Here is an 8864-nt window from a genome sequence, read left to right as displayed (position 1 = left end):
CGGGGGCGTGGCTCACGCGCGGCGCGCACACGCCCCCCCCCGCCGTGGCGCCCCCCCCGCCTACTATGCGGGGGGGGGCGCGGGGCCCCCATACAAAATAATTCCGGCGCCGGCGGGGCTTCCCCCCGCACGACTGTGGATGGCTTAGCGCAACACCCCATCCAGTGCCGGCAGTCCGGCGATCACCGCTATCGCGATCAGCCCGTAACAGATGGTGCGAAACACCTTCTCGCTGGCACGGCCGAACAGCGACGCGCCGAAGGCGACGCCGATCGCATAGACCGGCCCGACGATGAGCGAGAGCACGAGCGATTCGCGGCTGATCAGGCCCGTCGTCGCGTAGCTGACCATCGAGAAGAAATCCGACGCGCCGAAGAACAGCAAGATGTTGGCGCGCGCGACGATCGGGGCGATGGGGCGACCGAGCCAGTAACCGACGATCGGCGGCCCACCGGTCTGTGCGAGGCCGCTACAGAAGCCGGAGAGGCTGCCGATGCCGACCGAGAGCCAGGCGTGGTCCTTGCCGCGATAGCGCCAGCCCGACAGCAGCAGAAGCAACAGCGCGGCGACGAAGCAGGAGATGATCCATCGCGTCGTGACGGGTTCGAGCACGCTGAGGAAATAGGTGCCGACGGGCACGCCGACCAGCGCGCCCAGCACGATCACGGCGGTGGCCTTGCGGTCGGCCTTGCGCCAGGCGTCAGGCAGCAGTGGCGCGGCCGCGACGAAATCGATCACGAGGAGCAGCGCGGCAACCAGACGCGGCGCCGCGATGCTGCTCGCCAGCGGCATGAAGATCAGCGCCGAGCCGAAGCCCGAGAAGCCGCGCGCGGTGCCCGAAACGAAAGCGACGGCGCAGAGCGCCATCGCAATGGTGAGGCTGACGTCCTTTGGAAGAAAGTCAGTGAGATTCATGCTCTATTATTTCTCGAGCATGATCATGCTCTCAAAGTGCCGCCGGTCTTCTTCGTCACCTCCGCCACGATTTTCGCGGCGACGGCCTCGATCTCCTGGTCGGTCAGGGTCTTTTCGCGCGGCTGGATCGTCACCGCGATCGCGATCGACTTCTTGCCGTCGTCGATGCCCTTGCCTTCGTAGACGTCGAACACGTTCACGGCGGTGATCAGCTTCTTGTCGACGCTCTGGGCCGCGCGCACGATGTCGCCGCCCTTCACGGTGCGGTCGACAATGAAGGCGAAGTCACGCGAGACGGGCTGGAAGGCCGACAGCTCGATCACGGGCTTGGCACGGGTCGGCTTCTTCTTCGCCTCGGGGATGCGGTCGAGGATCACCTCGAACACGACAAGCGGGCCGCCGGCGCCGAGCGCCTCGAGCGCGCGCGGATGCATCTCGCCGAAATAGCCGAGCACATTTTGCGGCCCGATCTGGATCGTACCGGAGCGCCCGGGGTGCAGCCAGGACGGGCCGCCCGCGACGATCTGAAGCGCCTGCATTGGTGCGCCGGCGGCGGCGAGCACCGCGAGCGCATCGGCCTTGGCGTCGAACAAGTCAGCCTGCGCCGAACCCGACCAGTGCCGTCCGAGACCCTGCGACGACGCAAAGCCGCGGCGGACGCCGCTTGCCGCCATGAATTGATCCTGGGGGCGATCGCCCTTGAACACCTGCCCGACCTCGAACAGCGCGACATCGCCAAAGCCGCGGTCGGCATTGGCCTGCGCCGCCGCGATCAGGCCGGCCAACAGGGTCGGGCGCATATCGGACAAATCCGACGCAATCGGGTTGGCGACCTCGAGTTCGCGCTGGCCGCCGCCGAACAGCTTTGCGGCAGACTTGGTGATGAAGGACCAGGTCACCGCTTCGATGATGCCGCGGCTCGCCAGCGCGCGCCTGGCGCGGCGGGTGCGGAGCTGGAGCGGTGTCAGCACGGATTTGCGAGCGTCCTCGCCGCGCTCGAACGGCGTCATCGGCACCTTGTCGACGCCGTGGATGCGGACGACTTCCTCGACGATGTCGGCCTTGCCGTGCACGTCGGACCGCCACGACGGCACCGCGACCTTCACGACGGGCCCCGGGCCCGCCATCATGAAGCCGAGATGGCTCAGGATGCGCTTCATCTCCGGCATCGGCACTTCGATGCCCGAGAGCCGCTTGACCTCGGTGACCGGGAAATCGATCACGCGGTCGTCGCCGAAGCTCTTGCCGACCACGACGTTCTCGGACGGCGTGCCGCCGCACATCTCCAGCACGAGTTTCGTCGCGAGCTCCAGTCCCGGCACCATGAAGGCCGGATCGACACCGCGCTCGAAACGATAACGCGCGTCCGAATTGATGCCGAGCTTGCGGCCGGTCTGGGCGATGTTGATCTCGTTCCAAAGCGCCGATTCGATCAGCACGTCGGTGGTGGTCTCGTCGCAGCCCGAGGCCTCTCCGCCCATGATGCCGGCGAGCGATTCGACGCCGTGCTCGTCCGCGATCACGCAAATCGCGGGATCGAGATTGTAGGTGCGGCCGTCGAGCGCGAGCAGCGTCTCGCCGTCACGGGCGCGGCGCACCACGAGATTGCCCTTCACTTTCTTCGCGTCGAACACGTGCAGCGGCCGTGCGCGGTCGTAGGTCATGAAGTTGGTGATATCGACCAGCGCGTTGATCGGACGCAGGCCGATCGCGGTCAGCCGCTTCTGCAGCCATTCCGGCGACGGGCCGTTCTTCACGCCGCGCACGAGGCGTAGCGCGAAGCCGGGGCACAACGCGGCGTCCTCGACCGTGACCTTCACCGGGCACGGGAATTCGCCCTTGATCGGCTTGATGGTGGGGTCCTTGAACTTGCCCATGTCGGCGGCGGCAAGATCGCGCGCGATGCCGTGCACGCCGGTGCAGTCCTGCCGGTTCGGCGTCAGGTTGATCTCGACCACGGGATCGCCGAGGCCGGCCCATGCGGCGTAGGCGGCGCCGATCGGTGCATCCACGGGCAATTCCATGATGCCGTCATGGTCGTTGGAAATCTGCAATTCGGCCGCCGAGCACAGCATGCCGCGGCTCTCGACACCCCGGATGGTGCCGATACCGAGCGTGATGTCCTTGCCGGGAATGTAGGTGCCGGGCGGCGAAAACACGCTGACGAGCCCCGTCCGCGCATTGGGCGCGCCGCACACCACCTGCACGGGCGCGCCACCGTCGCCGGTGTCGACCATGCAGACGCGCAGCCGATCCGCATTCGGATGCTGCTCGGCTGATATCACCTTGGCGATGGTGAACGGCTTCAGCGCCTTCGCCTTGTCCTCGATGTTCTCGACCTCGAGCCCGATCATGGTGAGCTTGTCGGCAAGCTTGTCCAGCGGCTCGTCGGTGTCGAGATGTTCCTTCAGCCAGGAGAGAGTGAATTTCATGGCTGCTTTTTCTCCACGACGACGGTCTGCTCCCTCTCCCGCTTGCGGGGGAGGGCTGGGGTGGGGGTTCTCTCCGCAACGGCAGCAGCGATTGTTTCGAGAACGCCGACACGATTGGTCATGATGTCGAGGTTGCTGAAACGGAGCACCATGAAGCCTTCCGCCTCGATCACGGCAGAGCGCCGTGCATCGGCGCGCTCGCCTTCATCAGAAAAGTGCTGGCCGCCATCGAGCTCGATGACGAGCTTGGCCGCGTGGCAGATGAAGTCGGCGATGTAACTATCGATCGGTACTTGGCGGCGAAAACCCGCGCCGTTCAATCGGCCGGCGCGCAGCTCCGACCAGAGGATGCGCTCCGCATCGGTCGAATTGCGTCTGAGCGCGCGCGCATTGGCTCGTAGCTTGGCCGGTACTTTCCAGTCCGGATGTTCAGGATCGACCATTGGCAACCCCATCGAGGAGACACCCTCACCCCAACCCTCCCCCGCACGCGGGGGAGGGAGCCCGACCTCTCGCGTGGAGCGAGAATACGTATCCATGAGATGGACGCTCCGCACGCGCTCCATCCATTCCCTCCCCCGCTTGCGGGGGAGGGGCAGGGAGAGGGTTCTCTCCGCGAAGGGAACGCAGAGAGTCTTCGGAAGGTCATGTCCGAGCAAGCCCATCACGAGCTCAGCCCTCCCGCCAGCGTCGGCACTTCGAGCGGCTTGAAGCCGTAATGGGACAGCCAGCGGACGTCGCTGTCGAACAGTTGGCGCAAATCGGCGATGCCGTATTTCAGCATGGCGATGCGGTCGATGCCCATGCCCCAGGCGAAGCCCTGGTACTCGTCGGGATCGATGCCGCAGGCGCGCAGCACGTTCGGATGCACCATGCCGCAGCCGAGAATCTCGAGCCAGTCCTCGCCCTCGCCGAAGCGGATCTCGCCCTTGTCGCGGCGGCACTGGATGTCGACTTCCAGCGACGGCTCGGTGAATGGGAAGAACGAGGGCCGGAAGCGCATGTTGATGTGGTCGACCTCGAAGAACGCCTTGCAGAACTCGTGCAGGATCCATTTGAGGTGGCCGAGATGGGAGTGCTTGTCGATGACGAGGCCTTCGACCTGGTGGAATTGCGGCGTGTGGGTCGCGTCCGAATCGATGCGATAGGTGCGGCCCGGGCAGATCACGCGGATCGGCGGCTTCTCACTCAGCATGGTGCGCACCTGCACCGGTGAGGTGTGGGTGCGCAACAGCATGCGGGAGCCGTCCTCCTTCGGATGGAAGAAGAAGGTGTCGTGCATCTCGCGCGCGGGATGGCCTTCCGGAAAATTCAGCTTGGTGAAGTTGTAGTCGTCGGTCTCGATATCGGGGCCTTCGGCGACCGAGAATCCCATGTCGGCAAAGATCGTGGTCAGCTCGTCCCAGACTTGACTCAGCGGATGGATGCGGCCGGCCTCAGCCGGCGTATCGCGCAGCGGCAGGGTGACGTCGATGGTTTCCGACGCAAGCCGCGCGTCGAGCGCCGCCGATTTCAAGACGTCGCGCCGCGCGGCGAGTGCCTCGGTGACCTTGTCCTTGGCCTGGTTGATCGCAGCGCCTTGGGTCTTGCGCTCGTCCGGCGACATCTTGCCGAGCGTGGCAAGAAGTGCCGAGATCGACCCCTTCTTGCCGAGCGCAGCGACGCGCACCGCTTCGAGGGCGGCCTCGTCGCCGGCGGCGGCGATCTGGTCGAGGATGGATGTTTCGAGCATTGCGAGGTCGGACACGGTCAAATCCCTGCTGCCAAATTCGGCTGGGTTGTCGCCGCCCGAAGGCAGTAACGTCAAGCGAAAAGCCGGTCATTTCGGGCTGACGAGCGGCTGGGTTGAACCTCGCGCGGGGGCCTGGCACCAAGGGGATTCAAGGAGGCTTTCGCGATGCTCTCAAGATCCTGTCTGGCTGCTCTCGCGGTCGTTCTCTTGGTCGCGAGTACCTCAGCGCGCGCCATGGTCTGCATGGAGAAATCCATGACGCTGGACGAGGTCGTCGACACCATCGATGCCCAGAAGGGCTGCGAAAGCGCGATGAAGGTGTTTCAGGATTGCCAATTGACCGCGAGCGGCGATGTCCAGCTCGGCGCCGCCGTCGAGAAGAAATGCGAGGCGGACTTCATGCCCGGCCTCAACATGGCGCGGAAACAGGCTTACCAACGCGAGATGCGCGTGTGCGACCGGAAGTACCGGAATAAATCCGGCACCATGTATCTGTCATTCACGGCATTCTGCCGGGCGGAGATCGCCCAGCGCTACTCGCAACGCGCGCTGAAGGCCGGCGGAGCCGGCCGCTAGGCTTCAGGCCGCCAGAGCGGCTTTGGCCTTCTCGGCGATCGCCTGGAACGACGCGGGCTCGTTGATCGCGAGATCCGACAGCACCTTGCGGTCCACGGTGATCCCGGACTTGGCCATGCCGTCGATAAAGCGGCTGTAGGTCAGGCCGAACGGACGCACGGCAGCGTTGATGCGCTGGATCCAGAGCGCGCGGAACGTCCGCTTCTTGCGCTTGCGATCACGGAAGGCATACACGAGAGCCTTCTCGACCGCCGGCTTGGCGGTGCGGATCGTGTTCTTGCGGCGGCCACGGAAACCCTTGGCGGCCTTGTAGACTTTCTTGTGCTTGGCGTGGGCGGTCACACCGCGTTTGACGCGAGCCATGACAAAAATCCTTCGAAAGATGACTTGATGTTCGGATCGCCGCGAAAGCTGCGGCGCGGGTGGCAATGATCGTGGACGCGATCAGGCGTTCGGCAAGAAGTACTTCTTGACGTTGTCGCCGTCGGTCTTGAACAGCACGGCGGTGCCGCGCAGCTGACGGATCTGCTTCTTCGTCCGCTTGATCATGCCGTGACGCTTGCTGCGATGAGCGAACATCACTTTGCCGGTGGCAGTCACCTTGAAGCGCTTTTTAGCGCCCGATTTGGTCTTCAGCTTGGGCATTTGGCTCTCCTAATGGCCATAGAAATCCGCCCGCGAAGGCGGCTGGCCGTCAAAATGCTCGTTAGAGCGTTGATTGTGCTCAGGTTTTACGAACAAGCGCGAAACCCGCACGGACACCGCCACGGCAGCCCTTAATCAGCCGGGCAATGAAGGCTGGGCTTATGACAGAGGACGGGCGAATTGGCAACGATGAACCGGTGGAACCTAGCCGGCGACTATTCGGAATTGCTAACCTCATGTCCCGGCCGTGTCGCCCGGAGCAGGATTAAAATGCCCCATTTTTCCCAGTCGCTGTCGTCTTTGACCGATGTCGCCCGTCCGCGCCGCCTGGCGCTATTGGCTGTGCTCGCCACGGCCGCCTTTCCCTCCGCTGCCGACGCTCGCGGCTATGACGGCGTCTGGAACGTCACCTTCGCCACCACCCGCGGCAATTGCAGCTCCGGCTACAGCGTCCCCTTCACCGTCGCGGGCAGCCGGGTGTCGTCCGCCGGCGGTGGCCGGGTCTCCGGCACGGTCAAGCGCAGCGGTACCGTGGCGGTCCAGGTCTCGGTCGGCGCGTCCCATGCGAACGGGGGCGGCCGGCTCGCTGGCGTGAACGGCGCCGGTTCGTGGAGGGGTATCATCTCCGGCGATCAGTGCAGCGGCACTTGGCAGGCGACGAGGACGTAACTATCGCCAACAGGACGGGTGCCCAAGAAAACAAAACGGCCCGCCGGACATCCGGACGGGCCGTTGAATTCGCTCGTTCAAAGTATCGGCGTCAGCGCGGCGCCAGCACCATGACGACCTGACGGCCCTCGAACCGCGCGTCCTGCTCGACCTTGGCGAGCTCGGCGACGTCGGTCTTGATCTTGTCGAGCAGCTTGGTGCCGATCTCCTGGTGCGCCATTTCGCGGCCGCGATAGCGCAGGGTGATCTTGACCTTGTCGCCCTCTTCGAAGAACCGCTGCATGGCGCGCATCTTCACTTCGTAATCGTGGTCGTCGATCATCGGGCGGAGCTTGATCTCCTTGATCTCGACGATCTTCTGCCGCTTGCGGGCTTCGGCGGCTTTCTTCTGCGCGGAATACTTATACTTCCCGTAGTCCATGATCTTGCAGACGGGAGGGCTGACGTTCGGCGAGATCTCGACCAGATCCATGCCGGCTTCCTGGGCCAGGCGGATCGCCGCGACGGTCTCGATGGTGCCCTTGTTGTCACCGGTCTGATCGATCAACTGGATCTGCGCATTGCGAATGTCGTCATTGATGCGCGGCCCGTCTTTGGCGGCAGTGGGCGGGGCTTTATTGGGACGGCGAATGGGTGGTTCTCCAAAGTTATGAAAAGAGGCGGCTATTTTGCAGGAAGATACGGTTGCCGGCAAGCAATCGCTCGTGCGGCGGTCGAAAAAGCCTCAAATGCGAGGCATTCTGGCCACGGCGGGGCACGCAGACCGACATAGACACCTTGCTTCTGTTCCGCAAGCGTCCCAAAGGGCAAATGCCGACGTTCGGCTGCGCTGCGGAGCACGTCCGGACAGCTTAAACCGCACAGCCAGAGTAAACGTTCCATGAATCAGCCAATTCCCGATGCCGTGCTCGACTTCATCGATGTGGGCGAGGGCCCGTCCGCGCGCCGGATCGCGGTGCGCCGCCGCGCGGCCCAAAAATCTGATCAAGAATCTGGTCAAGAATCTGCTCAAGGACCGGGGCTGGTCTGGCTCGGCGGGTTCAAATCGGACATGCAGGGCAGCAAGGCCGTCGCGCTGGACGAATGGGCCAGGGATCACGGCCGCGCCGTGGTCAGGTTCGATTATTCCGGCCACGGCGAATCCGGCGGCGATTTCGTCGACGGAACCATCGGGCGCTGGCTCGAGGAAAGCGTCGCGGTGTTTGAGCGGTTCTGCGACGGCCCGCAAATCCTGATCGGCTCGTCCATGGGCGGCTGGATGGCGCTGCTGCTCGCGCGCGAGATCAAAAAGCGGCAAGAGAAACAGCAAGCCAAAGCCTCGCTGGCGGGCCTGGTGCTGATCGCGCCGGCGCCCGATTTCACCGAGGAGCTGATGTGGAAGAATTTTCCGGCCGCGGTAAAGAAAGAGATCGAGACCAAAGGCGTCTGGCTGAGACCATCGGATTATGGCGACGGCTCGCCCTATCCGATCACGCGGAATCTGATCGAGGAGGGGCGCAACCATCTCGTGCTCGGCAGCGCCATCGATCTCGGCTGTCCCGTCCGCATCCTGCAAGGCGCGCAGGATCCTGACGTGCCCTGGCAGCACGCGTTCGCATTGACCCATCGCCTGCCGGCCGACGACGTCGTGCTGACCATGATCCAGGATGGCGATCACCGCCTCTCGCGCCCGCAGGACATCGCCCGCATTCTTGCCGCCGTGGCCGAGATCGGGTGAAGTGCTGTCTTCCTTCCCCCTTGTGGGGGAGGGTGGCGCGCAGCGCCGGATGAGGGGTTGCTTCCGCAAACGCGAGTGTCGCATTCGCGGAGACATACCCCTCACCCAAGTGAATGCGTGTCAACGAGCGGAGCTGCCCTCTCCCGCAAGGGGCGAGGGCACAATAAAAAGCACTGGA

Annotated in this window: 10 protein-coding genes; 3 read left to right on the top strand and 7 right to left on the bottom strand. The window is 64.4% G+C overall.

Features of this window, described 5'->3' with window-relative positions; translation table 11 throughout:
• Positions 1–144: 144 nt before the first annotated feature.
• The 4 genes from AC0L2J_RS31390 to pheS all read right to left on the bottom strand — a co-directional run bounded on the left by AC0L2J_RS31390 (position 145) and on the right by pheS (position 5094).
• On the bottom strand, positions 145–915 hold the full coding sequence (locus tag AC0L2J_RS31390) for a sulfite exporter TauE/SafE family protein (protein WP_473395572.1): 771 nt from the start codon (positions 913–915) through the stop codon (positions 145–147).
• A 23-nt stretch (positions 916–938) separates the two neighbouring features.
• Positions 939–3347, bottom strand: a complete 2409-nt coding sequence (gene pheT / locus AC0L2J_RS31385) for a phenylalanine--tRNA ligase subunit beta (protein WP_473395571.1) — start codon at positions 3345–3347, stop codon at positions 939–941.
• Positions 3344–3790 carry an endonuclease domain-containing protein gene (locus AC0L2J_RS31380; protein WP_035973473.1) on the bottom strand — a complete coding sequence of 149 codons (447 nt, stop codon included), beginning with the start codon at positions 3788–3790 and terminating at the stop codon, positions 3344–3346. The genes pheT and AC0L2J_RS31380 overlap by 4 nt, the downstream gene beginning before the upstream one ends.
• A gap of 221 nt (positions 3791–4011) precedes the next feature.
• The gene (gene pheS / locus AC0L2J_RS31375; protein ID WP_473395569.1) at positions 4012–5094 is read right to left on the bottom strand and encodes a phenylalanine--tRNA ligase subunit alpha; all 1083 of its coding nucleotides are present in this window, start codon (positions 5092–5094) and stop codon (positions 4012–4014) included.
• A 240-nt stretch (positions 5095–5334) separates the two neighbouring features.
• Here pheS and AC0L2J_RS31370 point away from each other — a divergent pair, with 240 nt between their 5' ends.
• Positions 5335–5655, top strand: a complete 321-nt coding sequence (locus AC0L2J_RS31370) for a hypothetical protein (RefSeq protein ID WP_371258298.1) — start codon at positions 5335–5337, stop codon at positions 5653–5655.
• Positions 5656–5658: 3 nt separating this feature from the next.
• On the opposite strand, the gene rplT is transcribed toward AC0L2J_RS31370, so the two are convergent.
• Together rplT and rpmI are read right to left on the bottom strand one after the other, a co-directional pair.
• Positions 5659–6018, bottom strand: coding sequence for a 50S ribosomal protein L20 (gene rplT / locus AC0L2J_RS31365; protein ID WP_007598538.1), 360 nt, complete (start codon positions 6016–6018; stop codon positions 5659–5661).
• 81 nt (positions 6019–6099) lie between these two features.
• Positions 6100–6300: a 50S ribosomal protein L35 gene (gene rpmI, locus AC0L2J_RS31360; protein ID WP_007598540.1), complete on the bottom strand. Its 201-nt coding sequence runs from the start codon at positions 6298–6300 to the stop codon at positions 6100–6102.
• A gap of 270 nt (positions 6301–6570) precedes the next feature.
• Here rpmI and AC0L2J_RS31355 point away from each other — a divergent pair, with 270 nt between their 5' ends.
• On the top strand, positions 6571–6969 hold the full coding sequence (locus AC0L2J_RS31355) for a hypothetical protein (RefSeq protein WP_473395568.1): 399 nt from the start codon (positions 6571–6573) through the stop codon (positions 6967–6969).
• Positions 6970–7060: 91 nt separating this feature from the next.
• Here AC0L2J_RS31355 and infC read toward each other — a convergent pair whose 3' ends face one another.
• Positions 7061–7600 (bottom strand): translation initiation factor IF-3, encoded by a 540-nt coding sequence (infC, locus tag AC0L2J_RS31350; protein ID WP_085349942.1) that lies wholly within the window; start codon positions 7598–7600, stop codon positions 7061–7063.
• Between the two features lie 249 nt (positions 7601–7849).
• Here infC and AC0L2J_RS31345 point away from each other — a divergent pair, with 249 nt between their 5' ends.
• On the top strand, positions 7850–8686 hold the full coding sequence (locus tag AC0L2J_RS31345; protein ID WP_063992199.1) for an alpha/beta hydrolase: 837 nt from the start codon (positions 7850–7852) through the stop codon (positions 8684–8686).
• Positions 8687–8864: the final 178 nt, after the last annotated feature.

The sequence above is a fragment of the Bradyrhizobium sp. MV1.5 genome (assembly GCF_055807615.1).
This window is presented reverse-complemented; position numbering and strand designations above follow the sequence as displayed.